Origin of the sequence: Enterococcus sp. AZ040 (genome assembly GCF_050499185.1) — a bacterium.
GTDB lineage: Bacteria > Bacillota > Bacilli > Lactobacillales > Enterococcaceae > Enterococcus_D > Enterococcus_D entomosocium.
Window position 1 is genome coordinate 770674 of the sequence record NZ_JBMHEW010000001.1, and the last position, 26902, is coordinate 797575.

Below are 26902 nucleotides of genomic sequence, written 5' to 3' on the forward strand. Positions count from 1 at the left end.
GGCGTTTTGATAGGCAACAGAAGGAGTGGATAACATGGTGCAAGTACGATTTGATGAACAAGGATTGGTTCCAGTGATCGTGCAGGATGTGGAAACGAATGAAGTCTTGACTTTGGCTTATATGAACCAAGAAAGTTTGACCTTGACCTTGAAGGACCGATTGATGACCTTTTATTCCCGCAGTCGTCAAGAATTGTGGCGCAAAGGAGAAACCAGCGGCAATTACCAGCATTTAGTGTCATTGACAGCAGATTGCGATCAAGATGCCTTAGTCGCCAAAGTAAAAAAAGACGGACCTGCTTGCCATACAGGCACGGAAAGCTGCTTTACAGAAGTGCTTTATGGTACAAAATCCTCTCCAACCATCGATGCGTTGTATGAGCTGATAAAAGGTCGTAAAGATACGCCACAAGAAGGAAGCTATACCAGCTACTTGTTTGAAAAAGGCAGTGAAAAAATCTTAAAAAAAATCGGCGAGGAAGCAACCGAGGTCGTAATTGGGGCGATGAAGGAAGACCGTCAAGAAACCGTTTATGAGATTGCTGATTTGGCGTATCATACATTGGTTTTAATGGCAGAAATGGGGATTGATTTAGCGGCTATTCGCCAAGAGCTTGCCAAGCGTCATGTTGTGGATAAGAAAGTCAAACAAGAGCGGATGCAATAACGGTCAGGATTTTTCAGTAGAAAGAAAGTAGCTGACGATAAAAAAGAAGCCCTTCAGCTATTGCTTGAAGGGCTTCTCATCCGTGAGGAAAAAGTTGATCTGCTGGTTCTTTAAGTGAGCACATAAAATTGCTATTTGTTTTCTAACTCTTCGATCAATTCTTTCATTTCTTTGATTTCTTTTTCCTGTGCGTCGATGATTTTTTCTGCAAGTTCTTTTACTCTTGGATCAGACAAATCGGCATTTTTACTGGTTAGAATCGCAATCGAATGATGGGGAATCATGGCTTTCATCCAGGCTGTATCTCCCACGGCAGTTTGGCTTCTGACCATAAAAAGTGAACTAAAAAAGAGTGCAACACTGACAACTAGAATGCCGATATTCATTTTCTTGTTGTCATACATCTTCCACATAAACAATAGCATGATGATCGCCATCATCGCGCCCATCATAAGTGCCATAAACAGGCGGGTTTGGCTGAAAAAAATATGATCGAGGGCATAGACATTGAAATACATCATACAAAACATAATCACCGTCGATACCCCAATCATTACCAAAAATTTCCCATACTTCTTCATTTCTTTCCTCTCCTTTTTGTATACAAAATAAAAACAATAAAGCAATCCAAAACATCATCGTAATAGATGCTTTTTTTTGTTTATTGTTTTGTTAGAATAAATTTACTCCCTAAATCAAGTATAGCGGAGGAAGTAGAATGAGAGAAGCGATATACATTTGAACGAAAACAATGGGTTCTTAGAGTAAAAAAGCGAAAACGGGATTACTCGTCTAGGTTTATTTGTTATAATCAACCTAAGAAATGGATGGTGTATAGAATGAATCACAATGATCGCTTGACGCGTTTACGCTATGCTTTGGATATCAAAGATACTGACATGGTGAAAATTTTTGAACTTGGCGGCGCTTCTTTCACGAAAGAAGAAGTAAGACAATTATTGAAGAAAAAAGACCCTGAGACCTACGAGATTGAGTGTACCAATGAAGCCTTTGAGCGTTTCTTAAATGGTTTGATTCGCTCGCAACGAGGAACAAAGTCAGATGCTGCAGAACCTGTCTTAGAGTTGAACAATGGCAATGTGAATAATTTGATGCTGAAGAAAATAAAAATCGCCCTTTCCCTAACAACGGATGAAATGCTGAACATTTTCGAGCAAGCGGGAGTTAAGGTTTCAAAAGGTGAACTGGGCGCCATTTTACGCAAAGAAGGCCATCGCAATTACAAGCCATGCTTAGACAAATATGCCCGCAACTTTTTAAAAGGATTGACGATCGAGTATCGGGATAACTAGTAAAAAATCAATAATAGACTGAACTTACAATGGGGCGCCTAAAGAGATGCATGTTATGTGTCTCTTTTTATGTGTGTAAAAATAACAATTTAAATAAGTGATTGTAGCGCTGACCGAGTCCAAGCTTGGAGCATGAAGAAGCAGGTTAAGTGAACGATCTGTTTGTTTGAATAACCTGTTCGTTGAAACCTGACAAGTTTGGTCATTTCTGATACAAATGTTGACGTGTTCAGAATGATGAACCATGCAATACTATCAAAATGAACAGGAGCATCCTGTGTCTAAAAGTTGTAATTAACAAGTCATCACCATCATCAGAAGGCGAAGTTTGTAGATAGGTGAAAGATAGGAAAGCGTATCGTATTTAAACGAATATAAAAGGAGAATGTTATGAAAAGGAAATTTTGGGGCTATTTGTCATTGGCGATCTTGTTAAGTCAGCCTGTGTTGGCACCTTTGGCACAAGTTATGGCTGAGGAACAGGAAACCATTCCATCAAACAAGGAAATAACGACACTAGGAACATTAGAAAAAGTGGAGGAGACTACTGAAACAGTCGCTTCTTCTCGTATAGAAGAATTCAACGGGGACACCACAAGTAACTCAGAATCGCAAGAAGTGTTTAATGATGATGAGAAAAATGGCTCGATGGAAAGGACAGAAAAAAAACTACCTGATTCAAGTGAAGACACAGCTAGCTTGGCAACCGAATCGTCAGCAGAAATGAAAGAGGCATTCTCTGATCGCAGCGTTCCATTGGACGCTTGGATGCCGGATAAGAATTTGCAAAATGAGGTAGCGAAAGGGCTAAACAAAACAGTTGATACAATCACTCAAGAAGATATGGCGAATCTAAAACAGCTAGATTTTTCTTCTTTAGTCAAAGACACAGTAGTCGATTTTACTGGCTTAGAATACGCTAGCAACTTACAAGCGTTATATACGACGTCTATTATTGCTGCGAATGTTCCCAAAATCACTATGGCGGACAATGCAACATTGTTTACCCGTCCTAATGTACTAGCACAAATTTTTCCAAAAGGATCTTTTTCAAATATCCACATAGGAAATTATGATGCCTATTTGACAGCCCAAGAATTAATTGGGGTTGGTCAATATCTTAGTGGATGGGTTACAGATTATCTGACGGTCTATGCAAGTAGCATGACGGATTTTTCTAAGTTAGAGCTATCTGCAGAACACCATCAAAATTCCCAACTATCTATTATGACTCAGGAGAAAATACTATTAGAGTCAATGTTAGTAAAAGACGGCCAATCTGATGTTCTTTATAAAGACCATATGATGGTTGATACCCAAGGAAATGCGTTGCTCTCTTCTTTGTCCAACAAAAAGTATTCTTATTCGATTCGGGGGGTAGATAAAAATGGCTATATCTTTCCCTTATATGAAAATGATGGGTTCGAATTGACTGAAGAAGGGATTCAATTTAAACATATTCCCGCCAATGTTGATTATTTGTCAATCACTTCTCTTGTTCCTAATCGTTTGTCCACAGAAAGAGTTGCTAGTACAGGTACCATTCAATATTTAGTGAATTATCAACTACCTGTGAAGTATGTGAATACTGCAGAAGATGTGACCGTCAAGTATGTTGATGAAAGTAAAAAGACATTGTTACCAGACGTCACTTTATCAGGGGTTGTTGGTGAACCGTATACGACACAAGAAGAGCCGATTGCTGGCTATACATTGAAAGAAATCCAAGGGGATAAAACAGGTACTTTCAGTGATACCCCGCAAGAAGTCGTTTATGTATACAAACGCAGTGATGCTGCACCCGTGACAGTAAGATACGAAGATACAGAAGGCAATCAGTTAGCCGAACCAACGATTCTGAACGGCAAAGTAGGTTTGCCGTATGAGAGCAAGTCAGAATCTATTCCTGGTTGGTATGTAGCTCAAACACCCGACAATGCCAAAGGCATCTTCGGCGACACCGCGCAAGAAGTGGTCTATGTGTATGAACGTAGTGATGCTGCACCAGTGACGATAAGATACGAAGATACAGAAGGCAATCAGTTAGCAGAATCAACGATTCTGAACGGCAAAGTAGGTTTGCCATACGAGAGTGAAACCAAAGAACTTTCAGGCTGGACGGTGACTCAAACGCCAGCGAATGCCAAAGGCATCTTCAGTGACACCGCGCAAGAAGTGGTCTATGTGTATGAACGTAGTGATGCTGCACCAGTGACGGTAAAATACGAAGATACAGAAGGGAATCAATTAACCGAGCCGACAATTTTAAGTGGCAAAGTAGGTTTGCCGTATGAGAGCAAGTCAGAATCTATTTCTGGTTGGTATGTAGCCCAAACACCCGACAATGCCAAAGGCATCTTCAGCGACACCGCGCAAGAAGTGGTCTATGTGTATGAACGTAGTGATGCTGCACCAGTGACGGTAAAATACGAAGATACAGAAGGCAATCAGTTAGCCGAACCAACGATTCTGAACGGCAAAGTAGGTTTGCCGTATGAGAGTGAAGCCAAAGAACTTTCAGGCTGGACGGTTTCTCAAATACCAAGCAATGCCAAAGGGATGTTCAGTACTACCGCACAAGAAGTCATCTATGTGTACGGTGCTGAAAAAGAGAATAAACCAGAGGATGATTCAGGAGCAGATACGCCTGAATCAGAAAACAAAACCCCTGAAGAAGAAAAAGAGGATAAATCAGGAAACAAAGACAATCAAATGAACACACAAACCAACACACAAACCAACGGGAAAAGTAAATTACCTGCCACAGGAGAGCAACTAACAGGTCAACGAATCATGGGCTTTTTGGGAACGATCATTGTTCTATTTTCTTTCTTAGCAATTTGGCGAAGAAAAAGAAAAACTGAGAATTAAAGCTTCTCTATAAAGAGTAAAATATGTCCAGAATGGACGATTGGTTTAAAAAGTTAACCTTTTATGGAGTGGGGCGATCCACTCCTTTTTTGTAGGATGGATTGGACGGTTTCCTCGTCTCCTTAATCTTTGAATGGATTTTATCTGACTATTCCCAGTAGCTCAAAGAATTTCTGATCATTTGAGACTCTGATTCTTTATCAGACTAACGTTCCAAGACAATCTCGAATAACAGAATTATTTAGCAAGAATGTTTCATTGAGAGAAACGAATGAATCAACACCTAGGAAATGAAAATGCACGTTTAAAAGAGTATAATTACTGTAAAACTAAAGTTAAGAGGTATTACTATGTATAAATTTCTTTTAACTAAATTGGATCAAGATGTCTATGAGCTATTTGCGTATTTTTTTGAACATGCCATTGATCGTGAACTATTGAGTGACCTTGCGGATCATGTGCATTTATCAAAAAGAAGAATCGTTTTAGTTTTTGAGCGTGCAAGAGACTTACAAAAATCATACCCTTTTTTTGAAATCGACATGCGAGAAGGAAGGGAGCTAGCCCTTGATTTTGCGCCTAATTTTTTGTTGTCAAAATTCTATTCGGTTATGTTAGCAGAAAGTATGCCCTTTCAAATTTTAGACAGACTCTTTAGTGATAAATACGTGTCTTTGGAAGAAACCGCCCAACAACATTATGTCAGTAATCGCACGGTTCAAAGAAAGCTCAAGGAAGTAGAAACGATTCTTGAGAATTATCAAATCAAATTGAATTTAAAAAAGAAACCGTTATTTGTAGCGGAAGAATACCGAATTCGTCATTTTTTCCATATCATGTATTGGCAGATCTATGATGCGACGAATGTGCGTTATATTGGATTGTCGAAGCAAAGTGTTCGTGCATTGAAGGAGAAGTTGACAAGTTATCCTAGTTTTTATCGCGGTATCGATCAGGAAAAATTTATCCAACTGCTTGCACTAAGTCTTTATCGTTTTAAAAGAGGTTTTCCGGTAAAAGAGATTCCTCAAGAGATGAAGAAAATGGTCCATCACACGATTTCCTACGAGCAATTCAAAGAAGAGCTCATAAAACCATTGCTAAACGCTAACTTGATTCTAAGTGACGTTCCAGAAACAGAGTTTCTCTTCTTATATTATATGTTTTCTGTGATGACGACGTATTTGCCTGAAGAGATTCCTAGCCAACTAAGAGTTGTTGATCACTTCTCGGAAGGATCAATTGCAACAGCAAGACTGTTTGCAAAAACTGCTCAGAAGATCTTTCTCGTCCCTGAAGGGGAGATCGAGTATCTTTTCGTTAATGCCTTGAACATTCATTCTGTGTCACTCCTCTTTGCGTCGAAAAATAAAATTGATGCTTTTGGAAAAACGACAACGGATAAAGATTATCGCAGAGTCTTTCCCAAAATTTTTCCACTCGTGCAGGAGATGTACCAATCGTTAGCCCAACAATCCCCAATTTTTACTACCATGTATGCTTCCAATAATCGACTGCTTTTTCAATACAGCATGCTTCTTTCAATTGTAGCAAAAATCGATCGAACGACAGTCCGCATCTTTCATGAATCAAAATTTGGAAAAATTCAAGAAATCAGACAAAAAGAACGATTGAAACGCTGGTTTGGCTATACCCTCGCTTTCGTTTCAGAAAAACCAGATTTTGTGGTGACCGATTATCCAGTTGATCGGCAAGCCTTTTTGGACCAAAATCCAAACGTCCAATTTTTTAAGTGGAATAGCTTTCCAACCGGTGACCGGTGGCTGGAACTAATTGAAGCGGTGGAAACATTTCAGAATACCTCCAATAAAAAATACAATGAAAATGATTGATTTACCCAAGATTCAGCAAACAGGCAGTATTCTCAAATCTGAGAGGACTGCCTGTTTTTCTTTATAGCCAGAGGATAGAAATTTGCTGAACAACAGTGTCACACCTTCTATAGCTTGCGAAGTATGTTCGGAGATAAAGGTGATTATGTAAATGAACTGTACTAACTAGAATCAGTATTTATATAACAGGACGTATTTTGTATTTAATCAGTCACATATTGACGCGTTTCCAGCTAAAAACCGTGTGATAATACAGACATACAAAACTGGAATAAATCATTTTACATAAGAATCAACCATTAAAATACAGGAGGTGCTGGAGATGGAGGAACCATTTAAAATCCACACATTGCAAGAATATTTGAACTTTTATATTGAGGAATCTGAACGGCTTTTCAGTAAAGATGAGTATGGAAAAATCAAAGAAAAAATCCATAGAAACTGTTTAGAAATTCGCATGGCGATTCAAGAAATCAATCAAAAAAATTTTTTCGAACAGCTTGCGAAAATCAATACCCTTGAAGCAGAGATTTTGATTATTTTAGAGTGTAGTGAGCTTCGAGGCAGTGACAGTGTTGTGCCTTTTACTGAAGCGGAAATCTTGCAAGTGGCAAAAGAAGACAGCAAGACTTACTTTAAAGAAAGGTGCGGGCTGACATTGATCGCCCCAACCCCTCATTCCTTGCATTTTTCGGTGGAGTAGGAATTTATCAGTTGGAATGTACGGATTGACGCTCAAAGACAAAAAAAGCAATAATATGACCAAGTCAATTAATAGACATGGTTTTTATTATGAAAATAAATAGAAAGGGGAAACAAAACGAATGAAGCGATACGATATCAATGAGGACTGGGCACTTTCAGGTGTGATTGAAGCGGGAAATTTTGTTTTCGTGGGCTATTGCGTGGGGAACATCGGGCAGCCAATAGAGCAACAGATTGTAGGGGCATTGAATCATTTAGAAGAACGTTTGAAATTAGTCGATTTGACATTTGCAAATGTGGTTCAAATGGATGTACTTTTTAAAGATGTGTTTGATATTCCAGTGATGGAGAAGCTCTTAAAAGAAACCTTCCATGGGAAATTTCCGGTTAGAAAATCAATTCAGACAGCTTTCGCTCATTCTGGAGAGGTAGGCATTCTTTTTCAAATCGATGCTATTGCTTTTAAGGAAGATCAGGGAAAGTAAGTTCGTAGAAATCAAAAATGGGCTTCGATGTTTTTGCTTGTTAGCCGTAGGATAAAGGGAGAAGATCAAGAGCGTCTTGGCTGTTTCTATGAATAAGAATGATAAACAAAAGGGGCTGAATATCCAGTCTCTTTTTTTGTATCTCTATATAGCTATTATTTCCTTCGAGTTAATTGGATTGATCGGTTACACCCAAAGTTTTTTACGAGGACTCCGAACGCTTTGTAAACATAGTGTGAACCAGTTCTAGGAAGTAAGTTAAACTATATTTCTTTAATTTGTTCACACTTTCAGAGACACAATCATTCATATTCTTTATTTTCGTTTTATAAAATAGGACTTATTTTGTCATATTCATGACAATTATTGTCGTGTTCGTCCCTGAAAACCATGCAATAATGCAGTCATAAGGAATGAGTCAGCGAACGTATTACATAGATGTAAGAAGTAGTTGTCAATGGGCAGCTTTTTTTAATTGGAGAGAGTGTAGCTGATCTTATTTACTTAATTTGAAAGAGGGAAAAGCAATGAAAAAACCAGCGAAGAAAGAACTTTTATCACGTATTCTGATCAGTTCTTCTGTTTTTATATTAGGCAGCCCATTGATCACGCAAGCAATTGTCAGTGTTCCGGCAGTAGCTGAAACGATCAGCACTTCAACGACAGAAGAAGTAACACGAAGTACAAATGAATTCATATCTGAACAACAAGAAGGAATAGTCGAACAAGCTACAGGTGAAGAAACCGTCGATTCAGAAACACAAGTAGTAGAAAGTACAGGGGAACATGGGGCATCGGAGTCATCACAAGCAAGTGAAGATCAAGTGGAACCATCCACAGAGCAAATGACAGAATCCTCCAGTGAGCCAGAAGCCGCTGAGAGCAGTACAACATCTGATGAGGAGTCGAAAACAAAAGTAGCGGAAGCAGAAAATATCCTTTGGTCAGGTAACTGGGGAACCGCTCCAGCCACATTAGATATTGAAGGGGTTTTGACTGTAGGAGCAGGTACATTGACAACGGCGGTGGACCAAGTGATTCCTTTAACGGAAGAACTTAAAAATATGGTCATAAAAAAAGTTATTCTCACTGCGCCCGTCATTCTGCCAGCCGATGTGGCAGGTTTGTTCGAGAGCTACTCCCACTATGGCACTGTACCCTCTCAATTGAATGAGATTGTTGGGCTGACTTATCTTGATACGAGTCAAGCCACCACGATGAATAGTATGTTTTATGGCTATAGCGGATCTACATTAGATTTATCGAATTTTGATAGCACCGGTGTTATAAATTCTTTAGGTGCTGGGATGAACCAGTTTTTAGCAAATGTACGCTATCTAAGAGAATTAACATTAGGACCAAAATTCAGTTTTGTTGGGTGGAACAATTGGCCAGGCAATTCCTATCCGGTGAACTTGGTTGACCCAAGTGGGATGTACGGATGGAATTCAAGTTATTATACCGGCTACTGGCAAAATGTAGGGACAGGTACCATAGATGCGCCATACGGTGAACATATATTAAAATCAGAGGAGCTAGTGCTGATTTACGATGGCACGACGATGGCTGACACCTATGTATGGCAGCCTCGGTTTATTGAAGGAGCACCAGTCACAGTCAATTACCTAGATGAAGAGGGTAATGAATTATTGCCACCTAATGTATTGACTGGCGGAAATATTGGCGATTCAATTGAAGTTGTCCCTGAGGAGATCCCTAACTATACATTGAAGGAAGTTCAAGGAGAGGAAAAAATTGTCTTTAGCAATGTTCCGCAAACGGTCACGTATATCTATAGTCCTAAAATAGAAAGTAATGAGGAAAGAAAAATTGTCGCACGAGTCATTCACTATTTGCATGAAGACGGTACAGAAGCTGCTCCAGATAAAGTAGACACAGTTGAATTTACTCGAGAAGTAAGGACGAATCTAGCCACTGGCGAAGAAACGTTTGGTGAATGGCAAGCAAGAGATGATGATACGATATTTGATTTAGTCAAAAGTCCAGAGATAGTCAACTACTATGCAGATAGGGAGTTTATCGATGAAGTTATCGATGTAAAGGCCGATTCAGAAGATATTGAAGAATTTGTCATTTACTCGCCAAAGATGGTTGAATCTACGGAGACCAAAGAAGTCAAGCGAATGATCCATTATGTGTATGAAGATGGTAAAGAAGCCGCGCCAGACAGTGTCGATACGGTGACCTTTACACGCACAGTGACAACGAATGAAGCAACTGGTGACAAGATCTATGGAGAATGGCAAGCCAAAGAAAACGATACGACATTTGACGAAGTGAAGAGTCCTGAGATTAAGAACTATACCGTCGATAAGGAAACGATCGAAGCAGTTACAGGAGTAGCGGTTGATAATCAAGACATCGAAGTCACCGTTACGTATGTGCCAAAAATGGAAACCGCAACAGAAACTGAGGAAGTCAAGCAAACGATTCATTACGTCTATGAAGATGGTAGCAAAGCGGCGGACGATCATACCGATAAAGTCACGTTCACCCGGGTGATAGCAAAGAATTTGGCAACTGGTGTAGTGACCTATGGCGAATGGAAGGCAAAAGACAACGACACGACTTTTGCTGAAATTTCCAGCCCAATGATTGAATATTGCACACCAGATAATGAGTTAATCGAAGCAATTACGAATATTCAACCCGATGCAAAAGATACCGAGTTGACTGTGATCTACAAAGCAAATACGGAAACGAAAGAGGAAAGCAAAGAGGTTTCGCGGACGATACATTATGTTTATGAAGATGGTAGCCAAGCGGCAGAAAGTTATACGGAAACCTTAACCTATACACGCACGGAAACAACCAATCTGCTGACTGGTGAAGTCGCATATACTGACTGGACAGCCACAAATGGTGACACGACATTTGATGAGGTGAAAAGCAAGCCAATTGAGGGCTACACGGCAGACCTGACGACAGTCAAAGAACAAACAGGAATGACTGCAGAAGATGAAGATACGGAGCTGACTGTGACGTATATAAAAAATGCAACAGACGAAGCCAATCCAACAGACTCATCAAAAGAGTCGAGCAACACGCCAAGTGATCAGACAAAAACAGATGATAACACACCGTCTACTGATATGAAAATAACGACTAACGTATCAGAAACAACAAGAACAGTCACGAGTGAAAAAAGTCTTCCAAAAACAGGAGAGAAAGAGGAACCCTTCATATTATACGCTGGAGTGACTATGGCGGTATCATCCCTGCTAGCATTTTTCTTAAGACGCTTAAGACAGAAACGAAAATAAGAAATCAGAAAAAGCTTTCTTATGAAATGGAATAGAATACTGGCGAAGTAGAAGACTGCTGATAATTTCCCATACTAATCTTGGAAATTTATCAGCAGTCTTTTCATTATGATTTGAAGCTTGTTCAAGTACTATCACACACCAAATCTTCTGACCACTTCAATAGAAAAACTCCTTCGTTTTCTGAAGAAAATTATGATATGATTTTGTGACAGAGACACGCTATGAAAGATAAAGGGAGGGATGGAACTATGAAGATAAAACAAGTGAGTGAAAACTATGATATCACACCACATACTCTTAGGTACTATGAACAAATTGGTTTGCTATCACCCAACTATACTGAGAATGGGTATCGAGATTACTCATACGAGGATATTGAGCGATTAAATACCATTAGAGACCTGCGTTTTTTTGATGTGTCACTTGAGGAAATTAAGAACTACTTGGATACAAAGAATAAAGCGCTGACTAAAGAAATCCTTCATTTCGAGATGGAGCAATTAGAAGATAGAATCCATGCGTTAAAAGAGAAACAAGATTTGTTAAAAGAGCGAATTGACTTGCTTGTCTACGCTGAAAAAAAGCAAAACCATGAAATTGAACGTACATTTTATGAAGAACGGTACCTTGTTTTAAGTCAAGAGAAAGACACAATGGGGAAAGACTTGTACTTTGAACTTAAACGCCTGCACAAACAATTTGAAAAAGAACTGCATGCCAATAATCAAAATGTTTTCGGAACGATTTTACTGCCGCACGAAGACGCATTTAGGCATCAAGTTTTCTATTGTCTGGCAAACGATTTGGCAGATGAGAAGGCATTTACAATGCCTGCAGGAGAGTATCTCGCTATTTATTATACGGGCACATATAAGCAGCGTTTAGCTGCTTTAGCAGAACTAAAAAGTTACCTAAAGAAAAATAGACTGGTCGCGAAAGGAAATTTTTATGAGTTCTACTTGATTGATTTTCATGAGACGAATTTACCGGAAGAATACGTGAGTAAAATAGAAATTCTCCTTGATCAACCCGATTAAAACGGGATCGATCAAGGAGAAACGTATCTATTGGTACTTAGTGATTCAGCAAGTTTATCGATAAGATGACTTATGAAATAGAACTGTTCTTATTTCTCTACTTTGGTATCCATTGAGTAGGTGGGAGTAGTTTCCTTTAGAATGACTCGTGTTACGTGCTTTTCAGATTCTACTAATAAGAAAAGTAGAGTTGCTGGGATAACACTGATAAGCAGTTCGGATAAAGTTAAAGAGGTGGTCTGTAAGATACTTTGCAATGGTGAAAAATAGACCATTCCTAATTGGAGAATCGCCATAACAAGTAATGAGTAAATCAAGGCTTTATTCTGCTTGATTTTGTTACTGAAGGCTGAATCCGTGATCTCACGACAGTTGATCATGTAAAAAGCTTGACCGAAAACGATCGCATTGATCAAAACGGTTTGTCTGACAGCTTCGTCGCCGAATGCATTCATCGTTAGAAAGCCGAAGAAGGTCAAGAGTAGGCCGACATAAACGATTCGAAAGAGTGTATATTTGGAAATGATTTTTTCTTTCATATCACGAGGTGCTCGATTCATGATCATTTTGTGAGCTGGTTCAAAACCTAACGCATAGGAGAGTGTAATTGACGCAACTAGATTTAACCAAAGAATCTGCACTGTGCTTAGTGGTAAAGGAAGATTTCCCAACATAGAAACGATCAGCAAAAGCCCCTGGGCCAGACAGGTTGGCAAGTAGAAGAGGATCGTCTTTTTTAAATTATCAAAAATTCGACGGCCTTCTTTGATTGCTTTTGCAATCGTTTCAAAATTATCGTCAATGAGGATCATGTCGGCAGCTTGTTTACTAACATCGCTTCCTTTAATTCCCATGGCGATCCCTACATCTGCTTTTCTAAGTGCGGGTGCGTCATTGACCCCATCACCAGTCATTCCAACGATTTCGCCTTGTTCTTGTAAATAAGTAACGATCATCAGTTTATGCTCAGGTGTCGTTCGGGCAAAAATATTGGTATTTTTTACCACTCTTTGCCACTCATCTGTGGATAAACGATCCAATTCAGTTCCAGTGATTGCCCGTTCAGAATGGTCGATTCCTAATTTTTTGGCAATCGCTTTTGCGGTCGTTGGGTGATCCCCGGTGATCATTACGACTCTGACCCCGGCTTTTTTACAATCTGCTACCGCTTCGATCGCTGATTCTTTTGCTGGATCGATAATGCCAGCTAATCCGATGATTACGAGCTCGTCCATCTCTTCATGAGTCAATTCAGTCGTTGTATCTACATCTTTATAAGCAAACGCGATCACTCGTTGTCCCTCTGAAGCAAAAGCCAAATTGATCTTTTCCCACTGTGCATGATCAAACTCCGCTATCTGCCCATCAATATGTGCAGCAGTCGCTTTATTTAAAACGATATCTGGAGCACCCTTTACAAAAATCCGCTTTTTCCCATTGATCAAATGGCTTGTTGCCATATACTTATATTTTGAGTCAAAAGGTAATGTTTCTAGACTCTTGATCCGCGGTGTGCCAATACGATTGGTCCAACGTAATAAAGCTAATTCTGTTGCATTTCCGGTCACTGGACAGTGGCGATCACCGAAACTCTGTGTTTCTTGACAGTTTTGCATGATTTTGGCTAGCAGTTCGTTGTTCGAAGAATCTGTTTGGTCTTCATGATCAATCACTGTTACCTGATTATTAGAAAACACATTGGTAAGGGTCATATCGTTTTTGGTCAAAGTACCTGTTTTATCAGAACAGATGACTGTCATTGAGCCAAGTGTTTCGACAGTAGGCAATCCCTTTACGATCGCATTTTGCTCCGACATATTTTTCACGCCGGAAGACAGAATAATCGTCAAGATAGAAGGCAATCCCTCAGGAATAGAAGAAACGATCAAAGCAATGATTGCTGACACGATATACATCGGACTCATGCCATAAATGAAGTAGCTGATCAGTCCTAATAAGAAGATAAAGACGCCGATCCCTTTAAAAATAGCATGATTCATTTCGTTCACTTTTTTCAATAAAGGGGTTTCTTTCACTTCAATGGTTGCTAAAGAAGCATTGATTTTACCAATCTCAGTGTCCGAGCCAATTTCAACAACGAGCCCTTTTCCAGTTCCTGACTGTACTTGCGTACCTGAATACGCCATATTGGTTCGTTCAGCAAGTGCTATTTGCCCCTCTAAACGAGCAGTTGTTTTTACGACTGCATCAGGCTCTCCAGTCAGAATCGATTCATCTATTTTTAGTTGATTCACAGTTTCCATACGCAAATCAGCAGGAATAACATCACCAGGTGCTAAATAAACACGGTCCCCTGGAATCAAATCTTCTGCATCGATTAAAAGGCGTCCGTTTTCAGATTCGACTGTCGCCTTTGAACTAAGTAATTTTGAAATGCTAGATAGTGAATCATCTGCTTTTCTCTCTTGATAATAACCAATCATTGCGTTTAAAACGACCACTAGTAAAACGATCGCTCCTTCAATTAGACTTCCCGTAATAAATTTTAAAACAGCTGCACCGATCAAGACATACATTAACGCATCGTGGAAGTAAGATAAAAACTTCTTCCATTCGGGTGTCTTTTCTGATGCTTGTAATTTATTTTTCCCGTGTTTTTCTTGATACGCTTTACGTACCTCATTTGTGATAAACGTCTCACTTGTCGCTGACTGCACCTTTTCAATATCCAAATTATGCCATTGTTTCATTATTTTCCCTCCGTTTTCTTTACATGAATAGCATAAAGGTTAGAGTGACTATAAGGTCAAACGTTTTTTGAAAATATTTTTTATCTATAGGCTAATTGCAAAAAAATCTTTAGATTGGCTGAAAAAGGCGATTTGGATCCGTGTTTCGATATATGAGTCAAGGCGCTTGATTAATGAAGGTACCTACAAAAAGGCTAGCAAAACTATTATCAAATGGCTAAATCAATGTCCGCTGGTAAACTTGATGCCCAAAATACCAACTATTAATAAGACGACGAAAACCCAAGTCAGAAGGGATAGCTGGTCTTTAAAGAACACGACCCCCACAATAATCGATCCCACCGCACCTATCCCTGTCCAAACAGGATAAGCGATACTTAATGGTAGGTTTTTGACCGCTAAAGCCAAGAAGCCAAAACTGAAAAGCATTCCGATGACTGTTGAAATACTATACCAAAAGTGGCTAAACCCGTTGCTCAGTTTCATGGTAGATGCCCATACGACCTCAAAAAATCCTCCTAAAAGTAAATAAATCCATGTCATAATTTATTCTCCTCCTCAAAAAAAAATAAGCATTCAGTAAACTCTTCAAGGACCTAATGAGTTTACCAAACACTTCTATCACCCGGTGGTGTTTTGGATATTCAATTAATGTAACAATAATAAAATCTTAGCTGAAAAGGGAGAGATTGTCAAACTCTCTGAATTCAGAATCTTTTCATTTACTAACCATAGTTTGCATGCATTTCACAAAAGTTAGAATCAACAAAAGGAGCTGGATTCCCCAGCTCCTTTTATAATTGCTTGATACAGCTCAAAAAGTGGTGATAGTCACTTTTTTGTAAGATTGCTTGTTGAATATCTTCACGATCCATCAATTCTAATAAAAGACTATAGATTTCTTCGGTATCTTCATATTCGTCTTTTTGAATCGCAAAGAGAAAGACAAATTTAACCAAATCACCATTTCCCCAATCAACACCATCAGGAATGATCGCCACTGAAACGGCTGAGCGTTTTGCCAGCAATGTCATGGGGTGGGGGATAGCAAGCCACTCGTTAATATTGGTCTGATTGATTGCTTCTCGTTTTTTCACACTGTCATAAAAATCTTGGGGCACAAAATCTTTTTGGTACAATTGCTGCGCCATTTTCTTTAGTAAGGTTTCTTTATCTGCATGATTTTCATGAAGAAAAAATGCTTTTTGAAACAATGAATAGATGCCGTCTTTTGTTTCACTGAGCGTTTCAATGAACGGTTCGATTTTGCCAATTTCTTTATCTAGCTTGGCCATGTTGATGTAAATAGAGGGAACCGAAAACTGTTCTAATGGAACGGTTGTGATCACAAAATCAATCGCAGAAAGATCACATTGTTGTAGCTCGACGTAAGAAAAGCGATCAACGACTTCGATCGTTTCTTGATAGTGCTTGATAATTTTTGCTTCAATAATACGACTCATGGCTCGACCAGTTCCACAAACAAGGATGACGCGATGTTTATGATGATTTCTGATGGAATTCCTTTCCATAGCACCTGCGATGTGCAAAGCGATATAGCCGATCTCATCAGGAGAAAAATAAAAACCGTGTTTCAGGCTTACCGTTTCTAAATGAGTCAAACATAAATCATAAGCCTGTGGAAAAGATTTTCTGATCGTTGCCAGCAATGGATTGCTACGGCGTGCATCCATTAGATTCATATTGATAAAGCCCTCAATATGAGATGTCAGATCTTCTATTAGCATCTTGTCTGTCTCTAATGCATAGTTTGACGTCTGTTTGATCGCAGTTAATAATTCTTCCACAATGGCTTTCGCAGTTTTCGTGGAAGAATCGCTTGCATCGCCTGTTTCAACTAAACGTGGTGCGTTCATCGCGAGATAGTAAATGAAGTATTGTTTTTCTCCAGCAGTCAATTGTATATCAAATGCATGATCGATTTCTTCTAAGAAGTGACCTACAACTTTCTGGGCGTCTTTTTTGAGCACGGGCACATGCAAGGGAAATTCGTTGATCTGATGACCGGCTATAAAGCGACTGATTGCTAAAGCAAAATGAGAAAGAATGTTTTTATGATAGTAATCAGAGTCTAATAAGTCTAAGGGTGCCAGATGATTTAATGACAATTCTTGCAAGCGGGTTAGATCAATCGTATCAAACAACTCAAGTTCCATTTCCGTGAAGCCGACCAAATACTCTTGGAGATCTTTTTCAATCAACAGATCACTGATTGCTTGGCGTTTGGCGAATTCGTTACCCAAGACTTCAAAGCCAATATTTGGACGATTTACTATTTTTAATTGATAGGTCGCTAAATTGTCTCGAGCCGTTTTTAAGTATGAGTAAAAGGTGTTTTTACTAATAAATAATCGATCAAGAAAATCATCCAAGGATAAAGGGGTTTCATTCTTAAATAAAAGGAAAAGTAGATAAGCTTGTCGTTCTTCACTCGTAGTTAGAAAGGACTCGGTAGTCGACATACTTTCAGTCCACCAGTCATGAAATCGTTCTTTTGAACCAATAGACAACAAATAGCCTTGTCCTCGAATCAACTTGATGGAGGCTCCTACATTTGTTAACAAATCATTCAAATTTGCAATGTCGGTCCGAACCGTTCGCTCAGAAATCGAGAAGCTTTTTGTTAACTCCTTCATTGGTAGCGGCGCCGTTTGTCTAGTTAATACTTCCATTAGATCATCTAATCGTTGATAAGCAAGTTTTGACACTTGTTTCACCTCCGTGCTCTTTCTCATCATACAATAGAAAGAATAAGAAGGAAATGCTTCACCAGTACCGAAAGTTTCCAGAAGAGTTGGCAATCATTTTGGAAAACGCTTTACTAATGATTGCCGCTTGAATTGGAAATTTGTTGTGTTTACATGGTGAATCAGAAACCGTAAATTAAACGTGTACAGAAAATAAACCACACGAATTACGCTAATGGTTTCATAATAAAGGAAAGGAGCAGATGAGATGGATTTTCAGGAAAAAAATATTCTCTTGAATGTGGCTGTTACATCAAAAGAAGAACTGTTTCACGTAATTGCGCATCATGCCTATGAATCAGGGATCGTTACCAATGCAGCAGATACATGTGAGGCATTCATTGAACGGGAAGCACAATATTCAACCGGCTTACAAGAAGGCTTTGCTATTCCACATGCAAAAGCTGAACCGGTTTTGGAACCGACCGTTTTGTTTATTCGTTTAGAGCAAGCCATCGAATGGGAAACTTTCGATGATTCGGCAGTCAAAAATGTGTTTGCTTTGATGGTCCCTAAAAAAGATGAAGGAACGGTGCATCTGCAAATGCTGAGTCGTCTAGCAACCGCATTGCTTGAAGAGACATTCATCCAGCAGATTCAACAATCAGAAGACAAAGCTTATTTAGCAGAATTGATCAAAAAGGAAATGATGGGAGAGAAAATTATATGAAAATAGTAGGGATTTCCGCCTGTCCAGCAGGATTGGCACATACACCGATGGCGGCAAAAGCTTTAGAAAAAGCTGGTGCGAAACTTGGCTATGAGGTCAAGATCGAACAGCAAGGCTCGTTAGGGCAAGTCAATGAGATCACTGCAGCCGAAGCAAAAGAAGCAGATTTCTTGCTTTTAGCGACTGACCAAAAAGTTGTTGGGATGGAACGGTTTGAAGGAAAACCGCAAATTCGAGTAAATATCAATACGTGTATCAAAGCACCGGAAGCGGTGCTGAAGAAATGTGTCGCTGCTGTTGAACAAAGAAACGCAAACTAAAGGAAAGAGGCAAGGATGATGAAAAGAGTTCTAGCAGATTTAAAAGGCCACTTGATGAGTGGAATTAGTTTTGTACTGCCATTGATTATTGGTGCTTCACTGGTTGTTGCCATTCCGAAAATGATTGCTCTTGGTATGGGGATCACAAGCTTAGATCCTTATGCTGACACGGAAGGCTTTAAACATGCGCTTTATTTGATTGAACAAGTAGGGTGGACAGGAATCGGCTTGATCAATACTGTCTTGGCTGGTTTTATCGCGTATTCTGTTGGAGATAAGGCTGCGCTAGGTGCCGGCTTTATCGGTGGTGCAGTCGCTTCTAGCACCAATGCTGGGTTTTTAGGGGCAGTTATTGCTGGGTTCTTAGCAGGATACTTAGTGAAGTGGGCGAAAGAACATATCAAATTACCGGAGTCGTTTGCTGGGGTGATGCCGCTGGTAATTTTACCCTTGATTGCTACATTGTCTGTAGCAATCGTCATGGGCGCCTTACTCTCTGAGCCATTGGCGTGGATCAATACTAGTTTGGTTGAATGGATCCGAACCATGATTGAAAATGACGTTAACAAAATTTTACTGGCAGTCATCATGGGGGCAATGATTGGCTCTGACTTAGGGGGACCTGTAAACAAAGCTGCTTGGATGGCAGGAAATGTGTTACTAGCGGAAGGGGTCTTTTTGCCAGCTATCATCGTGAATGTTGCGATTTGTGCGGTACCATTTGGATATGCCTTAGCAACTTTGTTCCACAAAAATCGATTCAACAAAGAGCTACTGGATGCTGGGCGTAATAACTTTATTATGGGGTTTATCGGAATCACAGAAGGAGCAATTCCTTTTACATTAGTCAATCCATTACGGCTTGTGCCGATCAACATGTTGGGAGGAGCAATCGCTTCTGGTTTGGGGATCGCATTAGGAATGTATGACAAAATGCCGCCAGTTGGGGGAATATACGGCTTCTTCACTGTTGGAAACGGTTGGGCGTATTTGATTGGACTATTTGCAGGAGCAGCCTTCATCGGTTTTGTCGCGCCTTTATTCGTGAATTTCAATAAGCAAGAAGAACAAACAGAAGATATTGCCCTCGATGATATTGAAGTGAGCTTTGAAAATTAAGCAACAAGGCTGATTAGCTAAATAGTAGCAAAAGAAAAGGCACGAGCAGGTGATTTTTCAAGAACGCTTTAAGGCATCTGACAATGTCAAGACTTGGGGAAGAAAACGAGAGTATTTGAAGAGAATCGATTTTCAAAATTCGAAGTATTTGTGTAAGAATCAAATTATGTGTACCAGATGGTAAAAAAATTGAGAAAAATTAATAGGCACGAACGACACCCATCGTTACGTGCCTTTTCTAATCACGGGAGAGGAATGATTGAATGAAAAAAACAGTACATGTCGTACCCCACAGTCATTGGGATCGCGAATGGTATTTTACGACGAGTCGCTCGAAAATCTATTTGATGCACGATCTAAAAAACGTCATTGAACAACTAGAAAAGGATGATCCTTATGAAAGTTTTATCTTAGATGGACAGGCTTCTCTGTTAGATGATTACTTGAAATGGCGTCCGCAGGACAAAGAAAGGATTCAACAACTTGTTCAACAAGGGAAGTTGATCATTGGTCCATGGTACACACAAACCGATCAATTAGTGATTTCGGGAGAAAGCATTGTTCGAAATATGTTATATGGCATGAAAATTTGTGAAGCATTCGGAACCTACATGAATGTCGGCTATGTGCCAGATTCTTTCGGACAAGCAGCTAGTATGCCGCAAATCTATCGTGAGTTTGGTATCACTGACACGATGTTTTGGCGCGGTGTCAGTGATGACGATGTTAAATGCACAGAGTACAAATGGCGTGGAGAAGATGGTTCTGTGGTCAATGTTTATCAGATCCCAAGTGGGTACTACATTGGCGGTGCCATTCCTGAGCGAGAAGTAGAATTAGCAAAGTTCTTACATCAAGAACCGTTTAAAACGACTTGGGGACGCAGTGCAACGGATCAAGTGTATTTTCCAAATGGTTTCGATCAAGCACCAGTTAGAGAAAATCTTCCAGAATTGGTTGATCGAATGAATCAACTGTATCAGGATGAGTATGTGTTACAATTTTCAACGATCGAAAAATACATTGCTGCGGTCAAAGCACGCCATCCTGAGTTGGAAGAAATCGCTGGTGAACTGATCAACGGCAAATTGATGCGAATCCACAAAACGATTTTTTCTTCACGTCCTGATTTGAAGGCGATGAACACCCAGATCCAACATTACTTAGTCAATGTCATGGAGCCTATCTTAACCATGGCTATGCAATTAGGATTTGAGTACCCCGTAGAAACAGTCATAGAGATTTGGAAGTTAATGTTTGAAAATGCGGCGCATGATTCGATTGGTTCTTGTGTTTCTGATACGACCAACGAAGATATCTATATGCGCTATAAGCAAGCGCGAGATATTTCTATGAATCTTGTCGAATTGACGTTACGACAGATTTCTACTGCAATCAACAACCCACAAGCAAAAGAAATTACTTTTACGCTTTTCAATACCTATGACACAAAACGTAATGGGGTGATCGAAGCAGAGGTTTATTTGCCGCAAAAAGAGTTTGCGATCCTTGACCAGTCAGGTCAGGCGTTACCTTATACGATTTTAGAGCTTACCGACCAAACGGAGTATGTGTTGAATCAGGGGAACATATTAGATCCAGTCAAGGAGATCTATTTGCCGGAGAAAGTCTATAAAGCAAAAATTGCCATAGAAACGACTGACGTGCCGAGTATGGGGTATACCCAGCTGACGATTGATTTAAAAGGTGATACAAGCGCACCATTGCAGGAGATTACAACCAATACGATCGAAAATGAGTACTATCAGATCACTGTCAATAGCAATGGTTCGTTGGATATTCTAGATAAAACCAATCAAGTACTTTATCAAAATCAAGGGATTATTGAAGAAAATGGCGACGATGGTGATTCATTCAATTATTCACCACCTGTGAAAGATTTTGTGATTTCATCAATTGATGCGCAACCAACGATCTCGATTCAGCAATCAGCGATCTACCAAAAGATTGATGTGGCATTCACCCTGAGGGTTCCGAAGGATTTAGCTGAACGTGCAGAAAAGAAGATCTCGGCTTCACTGCCGATCCAATTGACGATCGTGTTAAAAAAACAATCGCAACAAATTGATTTCAAATTAACGGTTGAAAATCAACAAGTGGATAGCCATCGGGTATGTGTGCTATTTGATACCGGAATTGCCTCGAAATTTTCGCTGGCTGACCAACAGTTTGGTACATTGCAGCGTCCGGTTATGTTTGAAAAAGAAATGGCCCTTTGGGAAGCCAATAAAGAGCAATGGAATGAGCAACCGATCGCCATAGAAACGTGTCAATCGTTTGTCAGTTTATTCGATGCATCCCATGGCGTAGCAGTAATGCCTCAGGGTGTACGTGAATATGAGATCGTGGGGGAAGCGTTTGATACGATTCGCTTAACGATTTTCCGAACCTATGGCTTCATGGGGAAAGAGAATCTACTGTATCGTCCAGGGCGTGCTTCAGGAGAATCAGTGATTGCGACACCAGCTGCGCAGTGTCACAAAACGATGCATTTTGATTTTTCTGTTGCTTACTTTGCGCAAGGATTTGATCAAGCAAATGTTGCGCAACGTGCCAAACAAGCAGTAACACCGATCACGCTTTATCAATCCGCAGAATTCCTGAATTCCCGATTGATTTTTACTTTAGGGCCGGTTGAACCAACCTTACCGGCAAACTTTAGTCTTTTTGAGATCAATGGCAATTTGACCCTAAGTGTATTGAAAAAAGCCGAAGCTCGTCCAGGTTATATTTTGCGTCTATACAATGGGCTTTTAGATGAAGTTGGACACGCGACGATCACATTTAACCATCCAGTGAACGTAGTAGAAACAGTCGATTTAAAAGAAGCTACAAAAGAAGCACTTCTTGTGGAAAAGAATGTAGTCACTCTTGAAAAGATAGGCCATGCAAAATTTGTGACATTGTATGTAGAATAATTGCTAGTGATCGAGAGTAAGGATATTCAAGTGCAGAGTTGAAGAAAATTCATAGTGAAAAGGTCAACCTCCCGTATACATTTTAACCAGATGTGTATGGGAGGTAGGTTTTATTTTTGACTATTTTTAACAGTTTTTGTTGAGAGTCTATCAATTCACAGCAATGAAAGGCAAAGAATTTTCTCAGCCACAGCTTTTCCTAAAATTTCCCCTCCAGTTTGAGAAAAATGCAGATGATCCCCCGAATCAAATGCAGAAGCTAATCTCGTTTTATCAGAAGGATCTCTTACCATATCATTGATATCGATCGTATTTGCTTGAGTCATTATCCATTGATTAAACGCAGTTCGGATAGCTTCTTTTTCCTCGGTCCAACTCGGCTTTCCTTGGTTGTAAGAATAGTTAAAAGGGGGAAGCGTGAGGGGAACAAACGGAATGTCTGCTTTTTTTGCCAGATTTATTAGAACTTTGTATTGTTGGATCAACTCTTCTTTGATAGGTAATTCTGAAAGCGGTGAGCCAGTTCCTGGGTGAAACAAGTCATTTAACCCAATCAATGAAACAATCAAATCTGGCTTTTGATCCACGACATCTGCTTGGAACCTGTCGATTCCTGCAACACCAAAGCTGTCTTTCCAACGAGAAATCCCTGAACCAGCATGTGTCAGACGATTGCCTGATATGCCAGCATTAAAGCTTGTTGCAATCAGACCACGTTTGTTTAGATTGTCGATGACACTATCACTAAAATATCCTTGATTCGTCAAAGAGTCGCCAAAAAAAGCAATGACTTTTGCATCAACTTTCGTTTCTAGAGCAACTGAAGTAATCCCAAAAATAAAGTTATTGGTTTCTCTTATATTCGAATGGACTACTTGATCAGATAGTAAGTTTGCCGAGGAAGATACTCGATTGATCTCGTTGGAGAATAATGCCTCTATCAGAATATCGGCTCCTTTGGTTACTGAAAAATCAACGTCATCTGTCCATAAAGTGGATCCAGCTGGGACAATGAATTGTGGTCGATTATCTAAGGTAATAACATTGGATTGTTGGTTTCCCGGATTACTACTGATTTTTATCGACTCTACGTTTAAATCAAAAGAATCATAGCGGTTACAAAGTTCGAGTGCTAATCGTTGTCCAGAAAGCGGCTGCTTGATTCTTAAACGTAATTTACGTCCATTAGGAGAAAAGTTTAGTACTTGGTAATTAGAAAATACTTGATGCCAAATTATTTTTTTCATCATATATCACCTTACAGTTCATCTGCAGCTTTCATTTTATCATTGAAACCAAAAAGCCAAGTCAAAAGAAAGGATAGCAAAAATGTTCCTATATGAGAGAGTAGATAAGCATAGAAGTTTTTATCGATCCCTGCAACCGGGTTGATAAAAGAGGCAAATCCTATAACCCCACCTGCGAATCCATAGTTGACCAAGTGAAGGAAACCTGCTAGAGCACCACCAAAAATATTTGAAAGGGTCACGAGATAGAAGACTTTTTTGTATTTTAGTAGAATACCATAGATTGCAGGTTCGCCAACACCGCATATTTGTGAAAGAGTGGCAGCAAAGGCAACTTGTTTTAGTTGAGCTTTTTTTGTTTTCAATGCGATTGAGCATGTTGCACCCGCAATACCCATCATCAATACAGACGAGAAGGCATTCATCATACTAAATCCGTTAACAGTTAAATCGTTGACGATGATCGGAATCAATGGCCAATGCATGCCGAAGACCACTAAGACTGGAAAAAGTGCGCAATAGACTGCTCCGCCAATAATCGTGTTAAAGTCAAAAATGGTACTAATTCCGAATGCTAGCCCATCACTAATAATCGTTATGATTGGTCCGATGATAAGAAGAACGGCTAAGCTTAGTACCAGAACTTCAACGATTGGTGACACAATGGAAGAAATCACGAGAGGAACAATTTTCTTTAAAAACTTTTCAACATACGTTGCTAACCAAGCAGCGACCAGAATAGGGAAAACCGAAGCTGTATAATTCATAATGGGGAATTCTATGCCAAAAATAGCGACCTTCGCAGCTGTACTTGAAGCAATAGTGACTATATTTGGGTGAATGAGTATCGCACCGACGACTGCCAGAACAATAGGATTCACCTTTAATTTTTGAGCTGCAGTAAAACCTAAGATGACAGGTAAAAAATAAAAAATGCCATCTGCAATCGTGCTAATCAATAGATAAGATTGCGAACTATCTTGTAATAAACCAAACGTCACCAACGAAGCTTGTAATCCTTTGATTATTCCAGCTCCTGCAAGAAGACCGATGACGGGCATCATTGAACCTGTAATTATGCCAATAAACTGATTGAAGCCATTTCGAAATAGCTGAAGAAAATCACTATTGGAATCATTTTCCACCACTCCCTCTGTAGAATCAAAGACTTGATCATTGTTTAACTGGCGCATTACTTCCTCGTAAATAGCATTTACTTTGTTTCCAACAACCACCTGATATTGTCCTTGAGCTTCTACTACGCCCATTACATCATCCAACTCTTTTATCTTAGTTGTATCGGCTTTCTCTTTGTCCACTAGATAGAAACGAACACGTGTAATGCAGTGGATGACATTTTTGATATTATTTTTTCCACCAACGTACTCAATCATGTACTCCGCTAACTGTTTGTCACTCATAATAAAACCTCCTCATTTCTTTTAACCGGTTACGCTCATTTTAAATTTGTTTAAACAAATAATCAATCATTTGTTTAAACAAATTTAAGTTTTTTTATAGGTAGAATGATATCATGTTATAATTAACTGAAAGAGTGAGGTGGAACTATGGTGAATAAGTTTCGGGATATATATGACACTTTGAAAAATGAAATTAATGAGGGACTCTATAACGATACAATGGTTTTACCGACCGAAATGGCGTTAATTGAGCGATTTGGTACTAGTAGAAATACAGTTCGCAGAGCGATTCAACTGCTTAATGAAGATGGATTGGTTTATAGTGTGAAAGGAAGAGGGGTAGTTATTCTTGAAAGAATCGAGATTGACAAGAAGTCTTTCAAGGTAGGAAATTTTCAAGGATTGAAGGCACTATCCGCAGATACTGAGGTCGAAAAAAAAACAATTGTGCAAGAATTTCACGAGTTGACTGTTGATGATTCATTAGCAAAAAAAATTTCATTTCCGGTTGGTGAAAGAGTATACCTTGTGAAACGATTACGCCTCATTGATGGGAAAGCGATGATGTCAGATACGAGTTATTTCAAAAAAAGTATCGTTAAGGGTCTTAATGAGAAAATCATAGCCGGATCAATCTACGACCATATCAAACAAAACTTAGATTTTAAAATCGCTGCATCAAAGTCTATAATGAAAGTTGAATCTGCAAAAGATTCTGACTTTAAAGAATTAGCTTTAGGAAAAAATAATTGTGTGGGAATATTGGAAAATGCGGTCTATAATGATATGGGAAAATTATTCGAATATACGACAATCAGGTATATTCCTAACGAATATGCACTCATTTCATTTGATCAAAATTAAAAACTGGTTTAGCTAAATAACATAAAAGATCATAGCAAAGGGATTTCTAGTACATTGTCTGTATACTTTTTTTCTATTGCACTTGTACAAATCAACTAGCTGTCATTTATTTCTAAGTTGATAAATGAATGTGAGTTATCTAAAACAAGACCGAATAAAAAGCCAAAAGGTGGGAGAATACTATGAGAATTAGAGCTGCTGCATTGTCTGATCATAAAGAACTAGCTCATTTGTCGAAAGTACTAGGCTATCCAATCGAAGAAGAAGTATTGATCGAAGGCCTAAAGAGAATTTTAGCTGAGGAGGATCATCTCTTGCTGGTCGCTGAAATAGAGGGAAAAGCAGTTGGAATGATTGAAGCACAGCCATATTCAACAGTTTATTCTGCCGGGCGATTTTTTAATGTCCTAGGTTTGGTAGTGGATGATCAAGTGCAAAAGCAAGGCGTTGGCGGGAAACTACTGTCGGCAATTGAAGCAGAAGCCCGACAGCGAGGAATGCAAGGCATTCGATTAAATTCGAATGTCAAACGCCATGCTGCCCACAAGTTTTATGAAAACCATGGCTACCACAGCAGTCATGAACAGAAACGGTTTATCAAGGAATTATAAAAATGCAAAGACGC

General features: G+C 39.4%; 20 protein-coding genes. 14 read left to right on the plus strand and 6 right to left on the minus strand.

The window, feature by feature from the left end:
* Positions 1-34 precede the first annotated feature (34 nt).
* Positions 35-667 (plus strand): bifunctional phosphoribosyl-AMP cyclohydrolase/phosphoribosyl-ATP diphosphatase HisIE, encoded by a 633-nt coding sequence (gene hisIE, locus IGK63_RS03540; protein ID WP_008377139.1) that lies wholly within the window; start codon positions 35-37, stop codon positions 665-667.
* Positions 668-798: 131 nt separating this feature from the next.
* Here hisIE and IGK63_RS03545 read toward each other — a convergent pair whose 3' ends face one another.
* On the minus strand, positions 799-1248 hold the full coding sequence (locus IGK63_RS03545; RefSeq protein ID WP_005237438.1) for a DUF305 domain-containing protein: 450 nt from the start codon (positions 1246-1248) through the stop codon (positions 799-801).
* 258 nt (positions 1249-1506) lie between these two features.
* On the opposite strand from IGK63_RS03545, the gene IGK63_RS03550 reads away from it, so the two are divergent.
* The 7 genes from IGK63_RS03550 (at position 1507) to IGK63_RS03580 (ending at position 12218) form a co-directional block, all read left to right on the plus strand.
* A complete protein-coding gene (locus IGK63_RS03550; protein WP_008377143.1) occupies positions 1507-1980 on the plus strand; it encodes a DUF1456 family protein in 474 nt (157 codons plus the stop codon).
* 390 nt (positions 1981-2370) lie between these two features.
* The gene (locus IGK63_RS03555; RefSeq protein WP_422708608.1) at positions 2371-4851 is read left to right on the plus strand and encodes a MucBP domain-containing protein; all 2481 of its coding nucleotides are present in this window, start codon (positions 2371-2373) and stop codon (positions 4849-4851) included.
* Between the two features lie 350 nt (positions 4852-5201).
* Positions 5202-6704, plus strand: coding sequence for a helix-turn-helix domain-containing protein (locus IGK63_RS03560; RefSeq protein WP_008377149.1), 1503 nt, complete (start codon positions 5202-5204; stop codon positions 6702-6704).
* A gap of 322 nt (positions 6705-7026) precedes the next feature.
* Entirely contained in the window at positions 7027-7407 is a 381-nt protein-coding gene (locus IGK63_RS03565) for a DUF7006 family protein (protein ID WP_008377151.1), read from the plus strand.
* Between the two features lie 121 nt (positions 7408-7528).
* A complete protein-coding gene (locus IGK63_RS03570) occupies positions 7529-7894 on the plus strand; it encodes a RidA family protein (RefSeq protein WP_008377153.1) in 366 nt (121 codons plus the stop codon).
* A 527-nt stretch (positions 7895-8421) separates the two neighbouring features.
* Complete coding sequence (locus IGK63_RS03575; protein WP_429972436.1) at positions 8422-11178, plus strand: mucin-binding protein; 2757 nt, start codon at positions 8422-8424, stop codon at positions 11176-11178.
* A 251-nt stretch (positions 11179-11429) separates the two neighbouring features.
* Positions 11430-12218, plus strand: a complete 789-nt coding sequence (locus IGK63_RS03580; protein ID WP_005237432.1) for a MerR family transcriptional regulator — start codon at positions 11430-11432, stop codon at positions 12216-12218.
* Between the two features lie 89 nt (positions 12219-12307).
* Here IGK63_RS03580 and IGK63_RS03585 read toward each other — a convergent pair whose 3' ends face one another.
* The 3 genes from IGK63_RS03585 to IGK63_RS03595 form a co-directional block, all read right to left on the minus strand.
* Complete coding sequence (locus IGK63_RS03585; RefSeq protein ID WP_016613044.1) at positions 12308-14929, minus strand: HAD-IC family P-type ATPase; 2622 nt, start codon at positions 14927-14929, stop codon at positions 12308-12310.
* Between the two features lie 222 nt (positions 14930-15151).
* Positions 15152-15472, minus strand: coding sequence for a DMT family transporter (locus IGK63_RS03590; RefSeq protein ID WP_005237430.1), 321 nt, complete (start codon positions 15470-15472; stop codon positions 15152-15154).
* Between the two features lie 251 nt (positions 15473-15723).
* Complete coding sequence (locus IGK63_RS03595; protein ID WP_034872182.1) at positions 15724-17658, minus strand: BglG family transcription antiterminator; 1935 nt, start codon at positions 17656-17658, stop codon at positions 15724-15726.
* Between the two features lie 247 nt (positions 17659-17905).
* On the opposite strand from IGK63_RS03595, the gene IGK63_RS03600 reads away from it, so the two are divergent.
* From IGK63_RS03600 to mngB, 4 genes are all read left to right on the plus strand, one after another.
* Complete coding sequence (locus IGK63_RS03600; RefSeq protein WP_005237428.1) at positions 17906-18367, plus strand: PTS sugar transporter subunit IIA; 462 nt, start codon at positions 17906-17908, stop codon at positions 18365-18367.
* Entirely contained in the window at positions 18364-18687 is a 324-nt protein-coding gene (locus IGK63_RS03605; RefSeq protein WP_005237427.1) for a PTS fructose transporter subunit IIB, read from the plus strand. Before IGK63_RS03600 ends, IGK63_RS03605 begins: the two co-directional genes overlap by 4 nt.
* Positions 18688-18705: 18 nt before the next feature.
* The gene (locus tag IGK63_RS03610; RefSeq protein ID WP_008377165.1) at positions 18706-19806 is read left to right on the plus strand and encodes a PTS fructose transporter subunit IIC; all 1101 of its coding nucleotides are present in this window, start codon (positions 18706-18708) and stop codon (positions 19804-19806) included.
* Between the two features lie 263 nt (positions 19807-20069).
* Positions 20070-22745, plus strand: a complete 2676-nt coding sequence (gene mngB / locus IGK63_RS03615) for a mannosylglycerate hydrolase (RefSeq protein WP_005237425.1) — start codon at positions 20070-20072, stop codon at positions 22743-22745.
* 155 nt (positions 22746-22900) lie between these two features.
* Here the strand turns inward: mngB and IGK63_RS03620 are convergent, their stop codons facing one another.
* On the minus strand, positions 22901-23992 hold the full coding sequence (locus IGK63_RS03620; RefSeq protein WP_233499088.1) for a GDSL-type esterase/lipase family protein: 1092 nt from the start codon (positions 23990-23992) through the stop codon (positions 22901-22903).
* An 11-nt stretch (positions 23993-24003) separates the two neighbouring features.
* The gene (locus IGK63_RS03625; protein ID WP_016613049.1) at positions 24004-25413 is read right to left on the minus strand and encodes a PTS transporter subunit EIIC; all 1410 of its coding nucleotides are present in this window, start codon (positions 25411-25413) and stop codon (positions 24004-24006) included.
* Between the two features lie 147 nt (positions 25414-25560).
* On the opposite strand from IGK63_RS03625, the gene IGK63_RS03630 reads away from it, so the two are divergent.
* Both IGK63_RS03630 and IGK63_RS03635 read left to right on the plus strand, forming a co-directional pair.
* Positions 25561-26277: a GntR family transcriptional regulator gene (locus IGK63_RS03630; RefSeq protein WP_005237422.1), complete on the plus strand. Its 717-nt coding sequence runs from the start codon at positions 25561-25563 to the stop codon at positions 26275-26277.
* A 182-nt stretch (positions 26278-26459) separates the two neighbouring features.
* Positions 26460-26888: a GNAT family N-acetyltransferase gene (locus IGK63_RS03635; RefSeq protein WP_008377173.1), complete on the plus strand. Its 429-nt coding sequence runs from the start codon at positions 26460-26462 to the stop codon at positions 26886-26888.
* The last annotated feature ends 14 nt before the right edge of the window (positions 26889-26902 follow it).

Coding starts and splice junctions, on each gene's coding strand:
- IGK63_RS03590 (WP_005237430.1), bottom strand. CDS start 15,472: ATGACATGGATTTATTTACTTTTAGGAGGATTTTTTGAGGTCGTATGG.
- IGK63_RS03625 (WP_016613049.1), bottom strand. CDS start 25,413: ATGAGTGACAAACAGTTAGCGGAGTACATGATTGAGTACGTTGGTGGA.
- IGK63_RS03575 (WP_429972436.1), top strand. CDS start 8,422: ATGAAAAAACCAGCGAAGAAAGAACTTTTATCACGTATTCTGATCAGT.
- IGK63_RS03550 (WP_008377143.1), top strand. CDS start 1,507: ATGAATCACAATGATCGCTTGACGCGTTTACGCTATGCTTTGGATATC.
- IGK63_RS03585 (WP_016613044.1), bottom strand. CDS start 14,929: ATGAAACAATGGCATAATTTGGATATTGAAAAGGTGCAGTCAGCGACA.
- IGK63_RS03560 (WP_008377149.1), top strand. CDS start 5,202: ATGTATAAATTTCTTTTAACTAAATTGGATCAAGATGTCTATGAGCTA.
- IGK63_RS03555 (WP_422708608.1), top strand. CDS start 2,371: ATGAAAAGGAAATTTTGGGGCTATTTGTCATTGGCGATCTTGTTAAGT.
- IGK63_RS03545 (WP_005237438.1), bottom strand. CDS start 1,248: ATGAAGAAGTATGGGAAATTTTTGGTAATGATTGGGGTATCGACGGTG.
- IGK63_RS03565 (WP_008377151.1), top strand. CDS start 7,027: ATGGAGGAACCATTTAAAATCCACACATTGCAAGAATATTTGAACTTT.
- mngB (WP_005237425.1), top strand. CDS start 20,070: ATGAAAAAAACAGTACATGTCGTACCCCACAGTCATTGGGATCGCGAA.
- IGK63_RS03610 (WP_008377165.1), top strand. CDS start 18,706: ATGAAAAGAGTTCTAGCAGATTTAAAAGGCCACTTGATGAGTGGAATT.
- IGK63_RS03605 (WP_005237427.1), top strand. CDS start 18,364: ATGAAAATAGTAGGGATTTCCGCCTGTCCAGCAGGATTGGCACATACA.
- IGK63_RS03600 (WP_005237428.1), top strand. CDS start 17,906: ATGGATTTTCAGGAAAAAAATATTCTCTTGAATGTGGCTGTTACATCA.
- hisIE (WP_008377139.1), top strand. CDS start 35: ATGGTGCAAGTACGATTTGATGAACAAGGATTGGTTCCAGTGATCGTG.
- IGK63_RS03620 (WP_233499088.1), bottom strand. CDS start 23,992: ATGAAAAAAATAATTTGGCATCAAGTATTTTCTAATTACCAAGTACTA.
- IGK63_RS03635 (WP_008377173.1), top strand. CDS start 26,460: ATGAGAATTAGAGCTGCTGCATTGTCTGATCATAAAGAACTAGCTCAT.
- IGK63_RS03630 (WP_005237422.1), top strand. CDS start 25,561: ATGGTGAATAAGTTTCGGGATATATATGACACTTTGAAAAATGAAATT.
- IGK63_RS03580 (WP_005237432.1), top strand. CDS start 11,430: ATGAAGATAAAACAAGTGAGTGAAAACTATGATATCACACCACATACT.
- IGK63_RS03570 (WP_008377153.1), top strand. CDS start 7,529: ATGAAGCGATACGATATCAATGAGGACTGGGCACTTTCAGGTGTGATT.